At 75.7% G+C, this 16,392-nt stretch carries 16 protein-coding genes and 1 riboswitch; of the genes, 5 read left to right on the top strand and 11 right to left on the bottom strand.

Annotated features, from left to right (window positions below):
• Nucleotides 1–224: 224 nt before the first annotated feature.
• A complete protein-coding gene (locus tag ACFC2L_RS11925; RefSeq protein ID WP_375824513.1) occupies nucleotides 225–1,991 on the bottom strand; it encodes a 2-isopropylmalate synthase in 1,767 nt (588 codons plus the stop codon).
• Between the two features lie 186 nt (nucleotides 1,992–2,177).
• Between ACFC2L_RS11925 and ACFC2L_RS11920 the strand changes: the two genes are divergently transcribed.
• The 4 genes from ACFC2L_RS11920 to ACFC2L_RS11905 are packed head-to-tail and all read left to right on the top strand — an operon-like array spanning nucleotide 2,178 to nucleotide 5,064.
• Nucleotides 2,178–2,888: a FadR/GntR family transcriptional regulator gene (locus ACFC2L_RS11920; RefSeq protein WP_375824512.1), complete on the top strand. Its 711-nt coding sequence runs from the start codon at nucleotides 2,178–2,180 to the stop codon at nucleotides 2,886–2,888.
• Nucleotides 2,885–3,766, top strand: coding sequence for an ABC transporter ATP-binding protein (locus ACFC2L_RS11915; protein WP_375824511.1), 882 nt, complete (start codon nucleotides 2,885–2,887; stop codon nucleotides 3,764–3,766). Before ACFC2L_RS11920 ends, ACFC2L_RS11915 begins: the two co-directional genes overlap by 4 nt.
• 9 nt (nucleotides 3,767–3,775) lie before the next feature.
• On the top strand, nucleotides 3,776–4,795 hold the full coding sequence (locus tag ACFC2L_RS11910) for a quinone oxidoreductase (RefSeq protein WP_375824510.1): 1,020 nt from the start codon (nucleotides 3,776–3,778) through the stop codon (nucleotides 4,793–4,795).
• Complete coding sequence (locus ACFC2L_RS11905; RefSeq protein WP_375824509.1) at nucleotides 4,792–5,064, top strand: hypothetical protein; 273 nt, start codon at nucleotides 4,792–4,794, stop codon at nucleotides 5,062–5,064. Before ACFC2L_RS11910 ends, ACFC2L_RS11905 begins: the two co-directional genes overlap by 4 nt.
• A gap of 14 nt (nucleotides 5,065–5,078) precedes the next feature.
• On the opposite strand, the gene thiD is transcribed toward ACFC2L_RS11905, so the two are convergent.
• From thiD to infC, 10 genes are all read right to left on the bottom strand, one after another.
• Complete coding sequence (thiD, locus tag ACFC2L_RS11900; RefSeq protein WP_375824508.1) at nucleotides 5,079–6,044, bottom strand: bifunctional hydroxymethylpyrimidine kinase/phosphomethylpyrimidine kinase; 966 nt, start codon at nucleotides 6,042–6,044, stop codon at nucleotides 5,079–5,081.
• A riboswitch (TPP riboswitch) is annotated at nucleotides 6,037–6,131 on the bottom strand. (Overlaps the previous gene by 8 nt.)
• Before the next feature lie 69 nt (nucleotides 6,132–6,200).
• A complete protein-coding gene (locus ACFC2L_RS11895; RefSeq protein WP_375824507.1) occupies nucleotides 6,201–6,875 on the bottom strand; it encodes a YceI family protein in 675 nt (224 codons plus the stop codon).
• Between the two features lie 243 nt (nucleotides 6,876–7,118).
• On the bottom strand, nucleotides 7,119–8,015 hold the full coding sequence (locus tag ACFC2L_RS11890) for an SDR family oxidoreductase (protein WP_375824506.1): 897 nt from the start codon (nucleotides 8,013–8,015) through the stop codon (nucleotides 7,119–7,121).
• Nucleotides 8,012–10,633, bottom strand: a complete 2,622-nt coding sequence (gene pheT / locus ACFC2L_RS11885; RefSeq protein ID WP_375824505.1) for a phenylalanine--tRNA ligase subunit beta — start codon at nucleotides 10,631–10,633, stop codon at nucleotides 8,012–8,014. The genes ACFC2L_RS11890 and pheT overlap by 4 nt, the downstream gene beginning before the upstream one ends.
• A complete protein-coding gene (pheS, locus tag ACFC2L_RS11880) occupies nucleotides 10,633–11,760 on the bottom strand; it encodes a phenylalanine--tRNA ligase subunit alpha (RefSeq protein WP_375824504.1) in 1,128 nt (375 codons plus the stop codon). The genes pheT and pheS overlap by 1 nt, the downstream gene beginning before the upstream one ends.
• A gap of 291 nt (nucleotides 11,761–12,051) precedes the next feature.
• On the bottom strand, nucleotides 12,052–12,711 hold the full coding sequence (gene thpR, locus ACFC2L_RS11875; RefSeq protein ID WP_375824502.1) for an RNA 2',3'-cyclic phosphodiesterase: 660 nt from the start codon (nucleotides 12,709–12,711) through the stop codon (nucleotides 12,052–12,054).
• On the bottom strand, nucleotides 12,708–13,601 hold the full coding sequence (locus tag ACFC2L_RS11870) for a TrmH family RNA methyltransferase (RefSeq protein WP_375824529.1): 894 nt from the start codon (nucleotides 13,599–13,601) through the stop codon (nucleotides 12,708–12,710). Before ACFC2L_RS11870 ends, thpR begins: the two co-directional genes overlap by 4 nt.
• A gap of 68 nt (nucleotides 13,602–13,669) precedes the next feature.
• Nucleotides 13,670–14,056, bottom strand: a complete 387-nt coding sequence (rplT, locus tag ACFC2L_RS11865) for a 50S ribosomal protein L20 (RefSeq protein ID WP_024840664.1) — start codon at nucleotides 14,054–14,056, stop codon at nucleotides 13,670–13,672.
• A gap of 67 nt (nucleotides 14,057–14,123) precedes the next feature.
• Entirely contained in the window at nucleotides 14,124–14,318 is a 195-nt protein-coding gene (gene rpmI, locus ACFC2L_RS11860; protein WP_047233980.1) for a 50S ribosomal protein L35, read from the bottom strand.
• Nucleotides 14,319–14,427: 109 nt separating this feature from the next.
• Nucleotides 14,428–15,432: a translation initiation factor IF-3 gene (infC, locus tag ACFC2L_RS11855; RefSeq protein WP_375824528.1), complete on the bottom strand. Its 1,005-nt coding sequence runs from the start codon at nucleotides 15,430–15,432 to the stop codon at nucleotides 14,428–14,430.
• Nucleotides 15,433–15,859: 427 nt separating this feature from the next.
• On the opposite strand from infC, the gene ACFC2L_RS11850 reads away from it, so the two are divergent.
• Nucleotides 15,860–16,324: a Fur family transcriptional regulator gene (locus ACFC2L_RS11850; protein WP_237842471.1), complete on the top strand. Its 465-nt coding sequence runs from the start codon at nucleotides 15,860–15,862 to the stop codon at nucleotides 16,322–16,324.
• Nucleotides 16,325–16,392: the final 68 nt, after the last annotated feature.

Genomic DNA, 16,392 nt, shown 5'->3' with positions numbered 1-16,392 from the left:
ACACGGTCCGACCCCACCGCTCGTCCTGCCCGTCACCGCACGACCCGCAGCCCCCGGTCCGGCCGTCACGCCCAGTCCGGGCGTGGGATGTCGTACCGCCCGCGTGGCGGGTGGTCCCCGGCCGAGATGCGAGAAGTGGCCCATCGGAGCCTCGTCCTCGGGGCCATTTCTCGCGTCTCATCACCACGTGTACGGCTCGAGCGGGGGCCGCGGGGCTGACGAGCTCAGGCTGTCGCCGCGCAGACCGCGCGGACGCTCGCGCCGAGGACGGAGGTGTCGCGGCCCACGGTCCAGCGCGGGGCGCCGTCGGGGCCGCGGTGCTCGAGGTAGGTCACGGCGGTCGCGTCGCTGCCCTGGCCGACGGACTGCTGGGCGAGCGAGAGGATCTCGACGGGCCGGCCGAGGCGGGCGAGCGCGTCGACGAGGGCGTCGACCGCACCGGCACCGGTCCCGGAGGTGGTGACCTGCGCGCCGTCGACGGTGAGCACGAGGTCGAGGCGCTCGGTCCCGTGGTCGGTGCGGTGGCTCGTCCAGGAGACGGGCTCGACGGCTCCGGGACCGGCATAGACGTCGTCGAACAGCGCGAGGAGCGCGTCGGGCGTCACCTCGGTGCCGGTGGTGTCGGCGTGCTCCTGGACGCGGCGCGCGAGGTCGACCTGGAGGCCGCGGGGCAGCTCGAGGCCGTGGACGGAGTGCAGCACGTACGCGACGCCGCCCTTGCCGGACTGGCTGCTCACGCGGACGAGGGCCTCGTACGTCCGCCCGAGGTCGGCGGGGTCGACGGGCAGGTAGGGCACGCGCCACGGCGCCTGCGCGGGATCGAGGCCCGACGCCGCGGCGTCGGCCCGGTGCCGGGCCATGCCCTTGCGGATCGCGTCCTGGTGCGTGCCGGAGTAGGCGGTGTGGACCAGCTCGCCCACGTAGGGGTGGCGCGGGTGCACGTCGATCCGGTTGCACGCGACGACGACGTCCCGGATCCCGTCGAGGTCGGAGAAGTCGACCATCGGGTCGACGCCCTGCGCGTGCAGGTTGAGGCCGAGCGTGACGAGGTCGACGTTCCCGGTGCGCTCGCCGTTGCCGAAGAGGCACCCCTCGACGCGCTGCGCGCCGGCGAGGACGGCGAGCTCGGCGCACGCGACGCCGGTGCCGCGGTCGTTGTGCGGGTGGACCGAGAGGATGACGCCATCGCGCCGTGCGAGGTTCCGGTCCATGTACTCGATCTGGTCGGCGTAGACGTTGGGCGTCGCGACCTCGACCGTGGCGGGCAGGTTGAGGATCACCGGCCGTTCGGGCGTCGCGTCCCAGAGCGTCGTCATGCGGTCGCACACGTCGAGCACGTAGTCGGGCTCGGTGAGGTTGAAGACCTCGGGCGAGAACTCGAAGCGGACGCGCGGGTCGTCGCCTGCGTGCCGCAGCACGTCGGTCCCGGCGTCGGTGACGAGACGCGCGAGGTCCTCGCGGTCGCGGCCGAGGACGACGTCGCGCCAGACGGGCGCCGTCGCGGTGTAGACGTGGACGACGACGGGGTTGCGCAGGCCCCGGACGGCCTCGAACGTGCGCGCGATCAGGTCCGCCCGCGCGGCGGTGAACACGACGACCGTGACGTGCTCGGGCGCGAAGTCGGTCTCGGCGAGCAGGCGCACGAAGTCGAAGTCGGTCTGCGACGCCGACGGGTAGCCCACCTCGATCTCGGTGTAGCCCATGGCGACGAGCAGCTCGAAGAAGCGGCGCTTGCGCGCCGGGTCCATCGGTTCCGCGAGCGCCTGGTTGCCGTCGCGCAGGTCGACGGGGACCCACAGCGGCGCCTGGGTGAGGCGGCGCGAGGGCCACCGACGGTCGGGCAGCTCCGGCACCTCGACCCGCGCGTGGACGTCGGTGTAGCGGGACGACGGCATGCGCGAGGGTCGCTGGCGGTTCCAGGGGGACGCGGACGGGGCCGCGCTGCCGCCGGTCGAGGTGCCGGGGGTGCGCGTGGAAGTGAGAGCGGTCATGGTCTGGCTGTCCTTCGGGTCGCGCCCCGCGGGAGCGGGGCGGTGGGCGACCGGCGCGCGACGGTTCCCCACGGCGGGGAGCCGGTCCGGTCAGACCCCGCCGTGGCGCCGAAGGAGGAGCGCCGTCCAGGACATGACGGGTACGCTAGCGCGCGACAAGTCCTCAGACAACCTGAGAGGTGATCCATGACCGCGCTGCACCGGCGCCCCCTCGCGGACCAGGCGGCCGAGCTCCTGCTCGACCGCGTGCGGTCCGGCGTCTGGCCCCTCGACCACCGGCTCCCCGGCGAGCAGGCGCTCGCGACCGAGCTCGGCGTCGGACGCTCCACCGTCCGCGAGGCGATCCGCCAGCTCGCGGGGCGCGGCGTGCTCGACAGCCGGCAGGGGTCGGGCGTGTACGTCGTGTCGACCGACACCGCGGACGACTGGGACGAGGTGCTGCGCCGCGGGGAGATCATCGACGTGCTGGAGGTCCGCGCTGCCCTCGAGACCGAGGCTGCCGGCCTCGCCGCCGCGCGCCGCACCCCCGCGGACCTCCGTGCGATGACGACGGCGCTCTCCCGCCGCGGGCAGGTCCCGGCGACGTCGTCGGCCGCCGAGTACGTGGACGCGGACCTCGTCTTCCACCGGGCGGTCGTCGACGCCGCGCACAACGCGGTGCTCGGCGAGCTGTTCGCGACCTTCGTCCCGCGCCTGCGCCGCGCGATGGTCGTGATGGTCGACCTCGACCGCGCGGGCGAGGCGCACCGGCACGACCAGGACGCGCACGAGGCGATCCTCGACGCGGTGCGCGACCGCGACGCCGTCCGCGCGTCCGCGGCCGCGCGCGAGCACCTCGCAGCCGTCCACGCGAAGGTCGCCGGGCGCGGCCCCGGTGCGACGGGCGGCGAGCGGTGAGCGCCGAGGTCCTGTCCCTGCGCGGCGTCGACCTGGTGCGGGAGGGGCGGGCGATCCTCGGCGGCGTCGACCTCGTCGTCCGGGCGGGCGAGCACTGGGCGCTGCTCGGACCGAACGGCGCGGGCAAGAGCACGATCCTCGGGCTCTGCGGGGCGCGCCGCCACCCGACCCGGGGCACGGTCCACGTGCTCGGCGAGCGCCTGGGCCGCGTGGACATCCAGACCCTGCACCGCCGCATCGGCCACGTCGACCCGCGTCACGACCTGCGCTCGCCGCTGACCGTGCTCGAGGTGACCCTGACCGGCCTCACGGGGACCGTCGACTGGCGTCCCCGCTGGCAGCCGACCCCGGACGAGGTCACCCTCGCCCGGGGACTGGTCGCCGACCTCGGCCTCGCGCACCGCGCGCACGACCCCTGGCCGACGCTCTCCCAGGGCGAGCGCGGGCGGGCTCTCGTGGCGCGCGCGCTCCTGCCCGACCCCGCCCTCCTGCTGCTCGACGAGCCGTCGACCGGGCTCGACGTCGCCGCGCGCGAGCAGCTCCTCGAGACGCTCGACGCCGTGCGCGCGACCCGCCCGCACGTCGCCTCGGTGCTGGTGACGCACCACCTCGAGGAGCTGCCCACCACGACGAGCCACGCGCTCCTGCTCGCGCACGGCCGCGTCGTCGTCGCGGGAGCCGCCGAGGACGTGCTCGTCACGGAGCACGTCACGCGCTGCTTCGACCACCCGGTGCGCGTCGAGCGCCGGTTCGGGCGGTGGCACGCGACGGCCGGGCACACCCGCCCGCCCCGCCTGGTCGGGGACGACCCCGGCGGCGCCGCGGCGGTGTCGTCCACCGTCGTGGTCGGGGCGGCCGGGGGCGCCGGCCGACCCTAGGCTGGGGCCATGCACGCGATCGTGGCCCGCGCGGCGGGCGGCCCCGAGGTCCTCGACCACACCGAGCTGCCCGACCCCTCGCCGGGCCCCGGCCAGCTCCTCGTCCGGTCCGCCGTCGCGGGCGTGAACTTCATCGACACGTACAAGCGCTCGGGCGTGTACGCGACGGAGTACCCGCACGTGGTCGGCAGCGAGGGCGCGGGCGTGGTCGCCGAGGTGGGCGACGGCGTCGAGGGCTTCACCGTCGGCGACCGCGTCGTGTGGACCGAGGCGCCCGGGTCGTACGCGGACCTCGTCGTCGTGGACGCCGCCCAGGCGCTGCACGTCCCCGACGCCGTGTCGCTCGAGGACGCGACCGCCGTCGCGCTCCAGGGCCTCACCGCGCACTACCTGTGCACCTCGTCCTACCCGGTCCGCCCGGGCGACCGGGTGCTCGTGCACGCGGGCGCGGGCGGCGTCGGGCTGCTCCTGACGCAGATGCTCGTGGCGCGGGGCGCGCACGTGATCTCGACGGTCTCGACGCCCGAGAAGGCCGATCTGTCCCGCGGCGCGGGCGCCGAGCACGCGATCCAGTACACGGCGTTCGCGGACCTCACCGCGGAGCTGCCGGAGGTCGTGCGCGGGCTCACGGGCGGCGAGGGCGTCGCGGCGGTGTACGACTCGGTGGGCAAGGACACGTTCGACGCGTCGCTCGCGTCGCTGCGCCGTCGGGGCACGCTCGTGCTGTACGGCGGCTCGTCCGGGCAGGTCCCGCCGTTCGACCCGCAGCGGCTCAACGCAGGCGGGTCGCTCTTCCTCACGCGGCCCAAGCTCGCCGACCACACGGCGACGCGCGCGGAGCTCGTCGAGCGCGCGACGGAGGTCCTCGGCGCGGTCGCGGGCGGGACGCTGCACGTGCGCGTCGGCGCCACGTTCCCGCTCGCCGACGCCGCCGACGCCCACCGGGCGCTGGAGGGCCGCGCGACCACGGGCAAGGTCCTGCTCGTCCCCGACGCAGCGGCGCAGGCCACGAGCTCGGGCACCGCGTGAGCTGGGACTGGGTGCCCGCGCGGCCTGGCGAGGAGGACGGGTCCGACGGCGGGCCCTCCCCTGCCCTGCGCCCCGCCGTGACGGTCCTCGCCGTCCTGCTCGCCGCGGCGCTCGCCGTGTACTGGGTGACGGTCGGGCTGCGCCAGCAGGCGGACGCGTGCGTCGCCGACCGCCCCGCGGGCGTCGCGGCGCAGGACGTCGTGGCGACCTGGCGCTGGTGGCCGCCCGGCTACGACTGCGCCGTCGCGCAGCCGACGACGAGCGCCTGACCCGTTCCGCGCGGTCAGCCGGGCGCGACGGGCGACGTGGCGTGCAGGTGGTCGACCGGGCCCCGGCCCGTCCCGACCTGCAGCGCGGCACCCGACCGCAGCGCGCCGGTGAGCCACTCCTTCGCGTCGCGCGCGGCCGCCGCCCAGCCCTCGCGCTGCGGGCGCAGGGCCGCGAGCGCCGCGGAGAGCGAGCACCCCGTGCCGTGGGTGTGCGGGGTGTCGACGCGGGGCGCGTCGAACGTGGTGACCGCGGGTGAGGCACCGGGGACCGCGGCCGGCACGACGAGGGCGTCCGGCGACGTCTCGCCGGTGAGGTGCCCGCCCTTGAGCAGCACGACGGCGCCGCTCGTCGCCGCGTACGACGCGGCCTGGGCCAGCGCGTCGTCCCAGGTCGTGGCGACGTCGCGGCCCGCGAGGACGGCCAGCTCGGGCAGGTTGGGGGTGACGACGTCGGCCCGGGCCGCGAGGTCGCGCACCGCCTGCTCCGCGCCCGCGTCGAGCAGCCGGTGCCCCGACGTGGCGACCATGACGGGGTCGAGGACGACCCAGGGTCGCTGGAGCCCGGCGTCGGTCCGCGCGGCCGCGAGCACGTCGAGCCACGCCCCGATCTCGCGGGCGTTGGCCTCGTCGGCCACCATGCCGATCTTCACGGCGTCGATCTCGACGTCGTCGGACACGGCGTCGAGCTGCTCGCGCAGGAAGGCGGGCCCGGGGACGTGCACGGAGCGGACGCCGTGCGTGTTCTGCGCGACGAGCGCCGTCGTCACGGCCATGCCGTACGCGCCGTGCGCGGCGAAGGACTTGAGGTCCGCCTGGATGCCCGCGCCCCCGGTCGGGTCGGTCCCCGCGATCGACAGGACGCGCGGACGCGAGGGCCGCGCGCCAGGGCCGCCGTCCGGGCCGGGTGAGCGGCCGCCCGCGGGCCGACGGGCGCTGTCGCGCCGGGGTGCGGGGTCGTGCTGGGGCAGGGCGAGCGTCATCGCCGGACATCCCTTCGCTGGTACGAGCCAGAGCAGGTTCGACGGGTCTCATCTCAGCCCCGCGTCGGGGCACCCCGTGTCGCTCGCCATGCTACGTCCCGCGCGCCGGACGACCTCCCCCGGTCTCACGGGGACCGGCGGACGCGACGCACCGCGTCAGGCCTGGTGGATCGCCTCCCCCGCGATCTCGAGGCCGATCTTCTTGCCGACGAGGAACCCGCCGGTCTCGAGCAGCACGTTCCAGACCAGGCCGAAGCTCTCGCGGTCGATCTCGGCCGCGGCGTGGAAGCCGAAGATGTCGCGGCCGTAGGGGTCGCGGCGCGCGCCCCCGTACTGCATCGACAGCACGGTCCGGTGCGTGACGCCCCGGACCGTGAGCAGCCCCTCGACGAGGAACCGCCCGGCCTGCGCCGTCCGGGGTTGCACCCGCTCGGGCGCGAGCTCGGCGCGCTCGGGCGAGCGGTTCCGCAGACGCGCCCACGCGAGGATCTGGTCCTGCTGCTCGCCCTGCCAGCAGACCGAGGTGCTACGGAACTCGATCGTCGGGTAGGCGTCGACGTCGAGGAAGTCGGGGCTGCGCAGGTGCGCGTCGCGCTCCTCGTGGTGCGTCGTGAGGCTCGCGGTCTCGATCGTCGCGGAGACCGCCGAGGCGAGCGGGTCCTCGCCGACCAGGACGGTCGCGCGCGCCCGGGTGAACTCGCCCCGGACGGGCGACACCATCATGTGCATCCCGGTGAACCCGATGCGCTTGTGCGCCTCGTCCAGCGCGTAGGTGCCGGCCTCGGGAACGGTGAGGCCGTTCCACTGCCGGACAGGGCGGGCCGTCGTCATACGTCGCTCCCAGGCGTCGTCGAGCCGCGACGTCGGTGTCCGCCCGGTACTTGGTCAGGTGTCCAGCACAGCATCCCCGATGGGTGCGTGAAACTTCAACCAGATGGCGGGTGATCTCCCCCTCGCACGCGCCACCCGCGGACGCACGAGCGCCGCCCGGCCGGAGGGGTCGGGCGGCGCTGCGGGTCGGGCGTGCGACGGGTCCGTGACGCGGCGGGTCGTCGCGTCCGTGCCGGTGGGAGGTCAGCGGGCCGGGAGCTCTCCCGGCATCGGGTCGTCCGCGCCCCAGCGCGTGACGCGCAGGCGCCGCGCGTCGGGGCCGGGCAGGACGTCCCCGCGGCCGAGGGCCTCCTCGGCCGCGGCGCGCAACGACTCCGGGGAGTCGTGCGTCACGCGCACGAACGCTCCCGAGAACGCGTCGAGCTCGCCGCGCGCGATCGCGACGACCATCTCGACCGTGCGCTCCACCGGGGTCCACTCGGTGCGACCCTCGTGCATGACCATCGACGCCGTCATGTCGGTCTGGACGACGCCGGGCGCGACCTCGAAGGTCCGCAGCCCGCGCGCGAACCCGGAGCGGTGCAGGTTCGCACCGAGCCGCAGGAGCGCCGTCTTGCTCGCGTTGTACGCGCTCGCGCCGTCCATGTCGTGCGAGCCCGCGCCGCTGTTGAGGTCGACGACGCGTCCCCCGCCGCGCGCGAGCATGCCGGGGACGACGGCGTGCGCGAGGAGGAACGGCCCGCGCACGTTGGTCTCGACGATCGCCCACCACTCGTCGGGGTCCGCCTCCCAGAGCGGCACCTCGGCGTCGACGCGCCCCGCGTTGTTGACGAGCAGGTCGACGCTCCCCAGCGCGTCCTGCGCGGCGCCGACGGCGGCCGTGACCGCGGCGGCGTCCGTGACGTCGGCCGTGACCACGACCGCGCGCCCCGCACCGCTGACGGTCAGGGCGCCGATCTCGTCGGCCACGCCCGCGAGCCGGGCGGCGTCGCGCGCGAGGAGCGCGACGTCGAGACCGGCCGCGGCGAGGCCGACGGCGATCGCGCGGCCGATGCCGCGCGACGCGCCGGTGACGAGCGCCGTCCGGGCGGGCGCGACGGTACCCGCCGCACCCACCGGGCCGGCCGCGCCCGCGCTCACGCCCGCAGCTCCGCGCCCACGCGCTCGCGCGCGGCCGTCACGGCACCCTCGCGGACGCGCGCGACGTCGTCCGCCGTCAGCGTGCGGTCGGCGGCGCGCAGTCGCAGCGAGAACGCCAGCGACTTGCGCCCGGCGCCGACCTGCTCGCCGGTGAAGACGTCGAACAGCGCGACGTCCTCGACCAGCTCCCCGGCACCGTCGACGATCGCGTCGCGCAGCGCCTGCGCGGTCACGCCGGCGTCCACCACGAACGCGAGGTCCTCCTTGGCGGCCGGGAAGCCCGAGACGGGCGTCGCCTGCACGGGCTCGTCCGACGAGGCGGCGACGACCGCGGACAGGTCGACCTCGAACGCCACCGTGCGCGCGGGCAGGCCGAGGTTCTCCAGCACCTTGGGGTGCAGCTCGCCCGCGTGCCCGACCACGGTCCCGTCCGCGAGCTCCAGGCACGCGCAGCGGCCCGGGTGGAACGGGGCGCGCGCCGTGTCGGCCACGACGGACACGTCGGCACCCACGTGGAGGCCGGCACGCTCCACCACGAGCCGGGCCGCCGCGAGCGCGTCGGTCCAGTCCGCGGCACGGCCCGCTCCCCACCAGCCGGCACGCACGCGGCGACCGACGAGGACGCCCGCCACGTGGCGCGGCTGCGCCGGGAGCGACGCGTCGATCGCGGCGAGCTGGTCGTCGGACGGCCGGACGCCGCCCGGCAGCGCGGGCGCCGCCGGGGCACCCGCGCGCGGGTGCGTCACGAGACCGACCTCGAACAGCGCGACGTCGCCCAGCCCGCGCCCGACGTTGCGGCGCGCCGTCTCGAGCAGCGTGCTCAGGAGGTCCGTGCGCATCAGCGGCCGGTCGTCGGCGAGCGGGTTGAGCAGGCGCAGCGCCCGGCGGCGCTCGTCGTCCGCGGGCAGGCGCAGCGCGTCCAGCTCCGCGTCCCCGACGAACGGGTAGCTCAGCGTCTCGACGAACCCGTCCTCCGCGAGCGCCCGGGCGACCGACCGGCGCACGCGCTGCTCGCGCGTGAGCCCGCGACCGCCGGGAGCGGCGGGCAGCAGGGACGGGATCTCGTCGTAGCCGACGAGCCGCGCGACCTCCTCCACGAGCTCGGCGGGCTCCGTGAGGTCGGGCCGCCACGACGGCGGGGTCACCACGAGCACACCCGTGGCGTCCACGTCGTCCGCCGCGACCGTGCACCCGATCGCGCCGAGCGTCCCGACGACCTGCTCCAGCGTGTACGGCACGCCGACGAGGCGCGCGGCCTCGCCGACGGGCAGCCGGACCGCGGCCGGAGCCTCGACCCGGTCGAGGTCGCTCACCGCGGGGTCGGCCGTGCCGCCGCCGAGCTCGACGAGGAGGTCGACCACGCGCTGCGCCGCGACCGCGGGCAGCAGCGGGTCGACGCCGCGCTCGAACCGCTTGGCCGCCTCGCTCGACAGCTTGTGGCGGCGCGACGTGCGCGCGACCGTCACCGGGTCGAAGTGCGCGGCCTCGACCAGCACGGCCGTCGTCGTCGGGCCGACCTCGGAGGACGCCCCGCCCATGACCCCGGCGAGCCCGAGCACGCGCGAGCCGCGCACGTCTCCGGGGCTGTCCGTGATGAGCAGGTCCTCGGGGTCGAGCGCCCGGTCCGCGTCGTCGAGGGTCACCAGACGCTCGCCCGGCGCGGCGCGACGCACGACGATCGGCGCCGCGACCTGCTCGAGGTCGTACGCGTGCAGGGGCTGGCCCAGGTCGAGCATGACGTAGTTCGTCACGTCGACCGCGAGCGAGATGGGCCGCATGCCCGACGCCGTGAGGCGGCGCTGCATCCACGCAGGCGTCTGCGCCGCGGGGTCGAGCCCCCGCACGACGCGCGTGACGAACCGGTCGCACCCGACGACGCCGTGGACCGGCGCCGCGTCGTCCACCTCGACGGGGAAGCCGTCGGGGGTCGCGGCGGGGGGCGGGGTCGGCAGCGAGCCCGGCAGGCCGGGGTCCGTGAAGCGCGCACCCGTCGAGTGCGAGAACTCGCGCGCGACGCCGCGGTAGGAGAACGCGTACCCGCGGTCCGGCGTCACGTTGATCTCCAGGACCTCGTCGCCGAGCCCGAGCAGCGCGACCGCGTCCTGCCCCGGGGTGAGGTCCTCGGCCGCGTACCCGAGCCGCGGCAGCACGATGATGCCGTCGTGGTCCTCGCCGAGCCCGAGCTCGCGCTGCGAGCAGATCATCCCGTCGGACACGTGCCCGTACGTCTTGCGGCTCGCGATGGCGAACGGCCCGGGCAGGACGGAGCCGGGCAGCGCGACGACGACGAGGTCGCCCGGCGCGAAGTTGTGCGCGCCGCACACGATGCCGCGCGCACCGCCCGCCGGCATGTCCGCGGGGTCGACGCCCTTGATCTCGGCGACGTTGTGCTCCGGGCCGACGTCGACCAGGCACCAGTTGATCGTCTTGCCGTTCTTCTGCGGCTCGGGCGTCATCTCCAGGACGCGCCCGACGACGAGGGGGCCCGTCACGGCCGCGCCGTGGATCGCCTCCTCCTCCAGGCCGACGCGGACGAGGTCGGCGGCGAGCCGCTCGGCGGTGAGCCCCTCGGGCAGCTCGACGTGGTCGCCCAGCCAGTCGATGGCGACGTAGGGCATCAGATCTCCGTTCCGAACTGGGCGGAGAAGCGCACGTCGCCCTCCACCATGTCGTGCATGTCCGCGATCCCGTGGCGCAGCATGAGCGTGCGCTCGATGCCCATGCCGAACGCGAAGCCCGAGTACACGTCGGGGTCGACCCCGACGGACCGCAGCACGTTCGGGTTGACCATGCCGCAGCCGCCCCACTCGATCCAGCCGGGCCCGCCCTTCTTCTGCGGGAACCACAGGTCCATCTCGGCGCTCGGCTCGGTGAACGGGAAGTAGCTCGGCCGCAGGCGCGTGCGCGCCTCGGGACCGAACATCGCCCGGGCGAACGCGTCGAGCGTGCCGAGGAGGTTCGCCATGGTCAGGCCCTCGTCGATCGCCAGGCCCTCGACCTGGTGGAAGACGGGCGTGTGGGTCGCGTCGAGCGCGTCGGTGCGGAACGTCTTGCCCGGGCACGCGACGTACAGCGGCACGCCGCGCTCGAGCAGCGAGCGCGCCTGGACGGGCGACGTGTGCGTGCGCAGCACGAGGTTCGACGGGGCCGCGGCGCCGTCTCCGGGGCCGTCAGCACCGGCCACGTAGAACGTGTCCTGCATCTGCCGCGCCGGGTGGTCGACACCGAAGTTCAGGGCGTCGAAGTTGAACCACTCGGCCTCGACCTCGGGCCCCTCGGCGATCTCCCAGCCGAGCCCGACGAAGAAGTCGGCGACGCGCTCCTGCAGCGTCTCCAGGGGGTGCCGCGCGCCGGCGGGCACGCGGTCGACCGGGAGCGTGACGTCCACCGCCTCCTCGACGAGCACGCGCTCGTCGCGCTCGGCCTCGAGCTCGGCCTGGCGCGCGGCGAGCGCCTGGTTCACGCGGCCGCGGAGCGGCCCGAGGAGCTTGCCGGCGGTCTTCTTGTCCGCGGGCGCGAGCGAGCCGATCTGGCGGTTCGCGAGCGCGAGCGCGCTGCGGTCGCCCGTGTGCTCGGTGCGCACGAGCTTGAGCGCGTCGAGGTCGCCGGCCCCGGCGATCGCGGCGAGGGCGGCGTCGAGCGCGCGCTGGAGCGCGTCGGCGTCGAGCGGGGAGGGAGCGGTCGGGGTGTCCGGGCCGCCGTCCCCCGTGACGGGGGTGACGACGTCGGCGTCAGGGCTGGACATGCGTGCCTTCCTGGCGAGGGCGGGACTGCGGGAGCGGGCGGCGGCCCGGGCAGGCGTCTGCTCTGGGGTCGTCCCGCGGGGCGCGGCGCACGGGGCGCGCGCGGGCGCGCGCTCGTGCGCGCGTCGCGGTCATTCTAGGGCGCCCGTCCGGGCCCGGTCCGTCCCGCCGCAGGCGGGAGGGGTGCACGCGTCAGCCGCGCGGGCCCGTGACGGGCCCGGGAAATCGGCGACCACCGTGCTTGCTCATGACAGCCATCATGGCACAGGCCCGCGGCCGCGACGGCGGTGCGCTCACGCGCCGCCGAGCGGCAGCGCCTCGACCGTGCGGTGCACCCGACGGCCGGACGTGTCCCCCGGCAGGTCGCCGGACGCGGACTCGACGAGGTGGAGCTCGCTCGCCGTCCAGTCCGGTCCCGCGTAGACGGACAGCGCGGCGGCGGGCCCCGCCAACGGGTCGCCCGCCGTCAGCGCGTCGTGACCGCCCAGGGCTCGCCCTCCGGAGCGCGCGCGACGGCGGGCCTGGCGGGCACCCGCGGCCGCGCGCGCCACGGTCAGGTGGGCGCGCTGCCGCGAACGCCGGTCGACACGGACCCCGGCGTCCCCGGCCGCCTCCGCGACGGCCGCGCTGAGGTCGCGGAGCGGGTCCGCGTCGGCGCCCCCGACGCCGACCCACAGCACGCGCCGGTCGAAGACCCCCGCACCGCGCAGCCGCAGGGACAGCGGCGCCGCCTCGCGCGCGACCAGGGCGAGCGCCGCGGCGAGGTCGGGGACGGACCCGTCCGGCACGTCCCCGAAGAACGAGACGGTGAGGTGCCACAGCTCAGGTGGGGTCCACCGCACGAGGGGGGCGCCGTCCGGACGCCGCGACTCCTGGGCGTGCGCGCCCGCGAGCGCGAGCGCCAGGTGGTCGAGCGCCGGTGCGCTCGGGTAGAGCGCGGCGAACAGGCTCACGCGCCCTCTCCCGAGGGCGCCGGAGCCCGGGCGGGTCGGTGCGCCCGGCTCGAGGCGTAGAGGCACACCGTCGCGGCAGTCGCGAGGTTGAGGGACTCGGCCCGACCGCGGATCGGCACGCGCACGACGGCGTCGGCCAGCGCCCGGTCCTCCGCAGGCAGGCCCCACGCCTCGTTCCCGAAGACCCAGGCCGTGGGCGCGGCGAGGTCGACCCGTCGCGACGCGTCGGCACCGGTCCCCGCGTCCGTGGTGCCCGCCAGGTCGAGCAGGTCGTCCAGGTCCAGGTCGCCCGCGCCGTCGGCCGCGAGGACCGTGAGCCCGGCGGCGCGCAGCGTGGCCAGGGCGTCCGCGAGGCCCACGCCCGTCACCACGGGCAGGTGGAACAACGAGCCGGCCGTCGACCGCACGACCTTGGGGTTGTGCACGTCCACGCTCTCGCCCGCGAGGACGACCGCGTCCGCGCCCGCCGCGTCGGCGGCCCGGATCACCGTCCCCGCGTTCCCGGGGTCGCGGACCGTCGCGAGCACCGCGACGAGGGCGGGCCGCTCCCGGCCGGGGGTCGCCAGCGTGCTGGCGACGTCCGCGAGCGTCGGCTCCTGCGCGCGGACGACGGCGAGCACGCCCTGCGCGTCGGCGCTCATCGCGGTGAGCACCTCGGCCGTCGTGACATGGACGTGCAGCCCGGCCGCGCGGGCGTCCCCGACGATCTCCGCGTACCGCTCGCCCGCCGTCGGCGTCACGTACACGTCACGGACCCGGTCGGGCGTGAGCCGCACGGCCTCGCGCACGCCCTGGGGGCCCTCCACGAGGAGCTGCCCGTGCCGGGAACGCGCCGGACGCCCGGCCAGCGCACGGACCGCCTTGACCCGGTCGCTGCGAGGGTTCGTCAGCGTGGGGTCGAGCGGACCGGGCGCCGACCGGGCGTCCGGGGCCGGCTGGCGGCCAGGTGAGGTGCTGGTCAGGCTGCGGCCTTCGGCGCGTTGACGTCCTCGGGGAGCGCGTCCTTCGCGACCTGGACGAGCGCGTTGAACGCGGCCACGTCGTTGACCGCGAGCTCGGCGAGCAGGCGACGGTCGACCTCGACACCCGCGGCCTTGAGGCCCTGGATGAGGCGGTTGTACGTCAGGCCCTGGGCGCGCGACGCCGCGTTGATGCGCTGGATCCACAGCTTGCGGAAGTCGCCCTTGCGCGCCTTGCGGTCACGGTAGGAGTAGACGAGGGAGTGGGTGACCTGCTCCTTCGCCTTGCGGTAGAGGCGCGAGCGCTGGCCGCGGTAGCCGCTGGCGCGCTCGAGGGTCGTACGGCGCTTCTTCTGGGCGTTGACCGCCCGCTTCACGCGTGCCACGTGATGCTCCTTGCAGTTCGGGGCTCAGGGGTGAGCCGGTCGGTGGCGGGTCCCGCCACCTGCCGGGTCACTTGCCGAGCAGCTTCTTGATGGTCTTGACGTCGGCGGGCGAGACCACCTGGTCCTGGGCGAGGCGGCGCTTGCGCTTGGTGGCCTTGTGCTCGAGCAGGTGTCGAGCGTTGGCCTGCTCGCGCATGACCTTGCCGGTACCCGTGATGCGGAAGCGCTTCTTGGCACCCGAGTGCGTCTTGTTCTTCGGCATGACTGCCGTCTCTCCTTGTGTCCGGTCAGCCGCCTCGCGGCGGCCGACGTGTTCGGGTCCTGGCCGGTGGGCCCGGACCCCGAGCAGGGTCGGTCTGTGCTGCCGGTCGTCAGCCGGCCTTGCCTCGCGGTGCCGGCTTGGGCGCCGGGCGCGGAGCGCTCGGCTTGGGCGCGGCAGGCTTGGGGGCCGCCGGCTTGGCACCGGTCGCCGGCGCGGACGGCGCCGCCGGTGCCGGACGGGGGGCGGCCGGGCGCGGCGCGGCGGGCTTCGAGTCCGCGGCCGGTCGGGCCGCAGGACGCGGTGCCGCGGCCGGACGCGGCGCGGGCGCCGATCGCGGTGCGGCAGCCTTCGGCGCGGGAGCAGCCTTCGGGGCGGGAGCAGCCTTCGGGGCGGGAGCAGCCTTCGGGGCGGGTGCGGCCTTCGGGGCGGGCGCCTCGGCGACCGGAGCCTCGGCGGGGACAGCCTCCTCGGCCGGGGCCGGGGCGGCCTCGACCGCGGGGGCCTCGGTGCTCTCGGTGACCTCGACGGCCTCGGGCGCGTCGAGGTCCTCGACCTCCGTGCCGTCGCCGGTGCGCGCCGCGGCACGCTGGGCGGACTTCGTCAGCCGGGGCTCGGCCTCCTGCGCCCGCTTGCGCTGCTCGCTCTTGGCGTCGGCCTTCTTCTTCACCGGGCCGAGCACCATGGTCATGTTGCGGCCGTCCTGCTTCGGCATCGACTCCACGAAGCCGAGCTCCGCGACGTCGTCCGCGAGGCGCTGGAGCAGGCGCACGCCCATCTCGGGGCGGGACTGCTCGCGGCCACGGAACATGATCATGACCTTGACCTTGTCGCCGGCGGCGAGGAAGCGCTCGACGTGGCCCTTCTTGGTGCCGTAGTCGTGCGGGTCGATCTTCAGGCGGAAGCGGATCTCCTTGAGGACCGTGTTCGCCTGGTTGCGCCGCGCCTCACGCGCCTTCATGTCGGACTCGTACTTGAACTTGCCGAAGTCCATGAGCTTGGCGACGGGGGGCCGGGCGTCCGGGGCGACCTCGACGAGGTCGAGGTCCGCGTCCTGGGCAAGGCTCAGGGCAACCTCGGTGCGGACGACGCCGACCTGCTCCCCGCCGGGACCGATGAGTCGGACCTCGGGGACGCGGATCCGATCGTTGATGCGAGGCTCGCTGATGTGATGCTCCTAGGAAGTCGTCGGTAGACCACCCGGGACGAAGAAGGCCTCCGTCCCTGAGCGCAGGGCGGAGGCCATCAGGTCGGGACGTCGCACCGGGCGACGACCACGTCGGAACGCCCCCGAAGGGTGCGTCCCGGACCAGGACCCGGCCTCTGTCGCGACGTTCGTCGGCGGTCGAGACCCGGGTGGGATGAGATCCACTTGCGCACTCGCACCCCTCCCGTCGCCCGAAACCGGACGAGGGGACGCGCACGAGTCGGTCAGCCATCAAGGATAGCAGAGGCGGCCGGACCTTCGCACCCGGCCGCAGGGCCGAACTCCGGATCGCCTCCATCATTGGAACTCTTCCAGTTTACGTGGTTAGAGTGGTGCCATGACGACAGGAGCGACGCCCGGCGCGGGGACGACCCTCGACGACGGGCCACGACGCGCCCGCCACGAGGGCGAGCTGCGCGAGCACGGCCTGCGCGTCACCGCGGCCCGGCTGGCGGTGCTCGACGCGGTCGAGCTCCAGCAGCACGCCGACGCCGACGACGTCCTGCGGGCCGCGCGCGCGTCCCTCGGCTCCGTCTCGGTCCAGGCGGTCTACGACGTCCTGCACACGCTCACCGACAAGGGCCTGGTCCGCCGGATCGAGCCCGCGGGCCACCCGGCACGCTACGAGCGCCGCCTCGGCGACAACCACCACCACGTGGTGTGCCGCGGGTGCGGCGCCGTCGCCGACGTCGACTGCACCGTCGGCCACGCCCCCTGCCTGACCCCCAGCAGCACGTCGGGGTTCCAGATCGACACCGCCGAGGTGACGTTCTGGGGCCTCTGCCCCGACTGCGCGGACTGACCACCCCCGACCCGCTTCCCGTACCTCGCGCACCGGGAGCGCGCCCGTTTTCTCACGAAGATCCCGGT

This window comes from Cellulosimicrobium sp. NPDC055967 (assembly GCF_042269845.1).
GTDB lineage: Bacteria > Actinomycetota > Actinomycetes > Actinomycetales > Cellulomonadaceae > Cellulosimicrobium.
The sequence above is the reverse complement of the archived record's forward strand: the minus strand, read 5'-3'. Positions and strand labels throughout refer to the sequence as shown.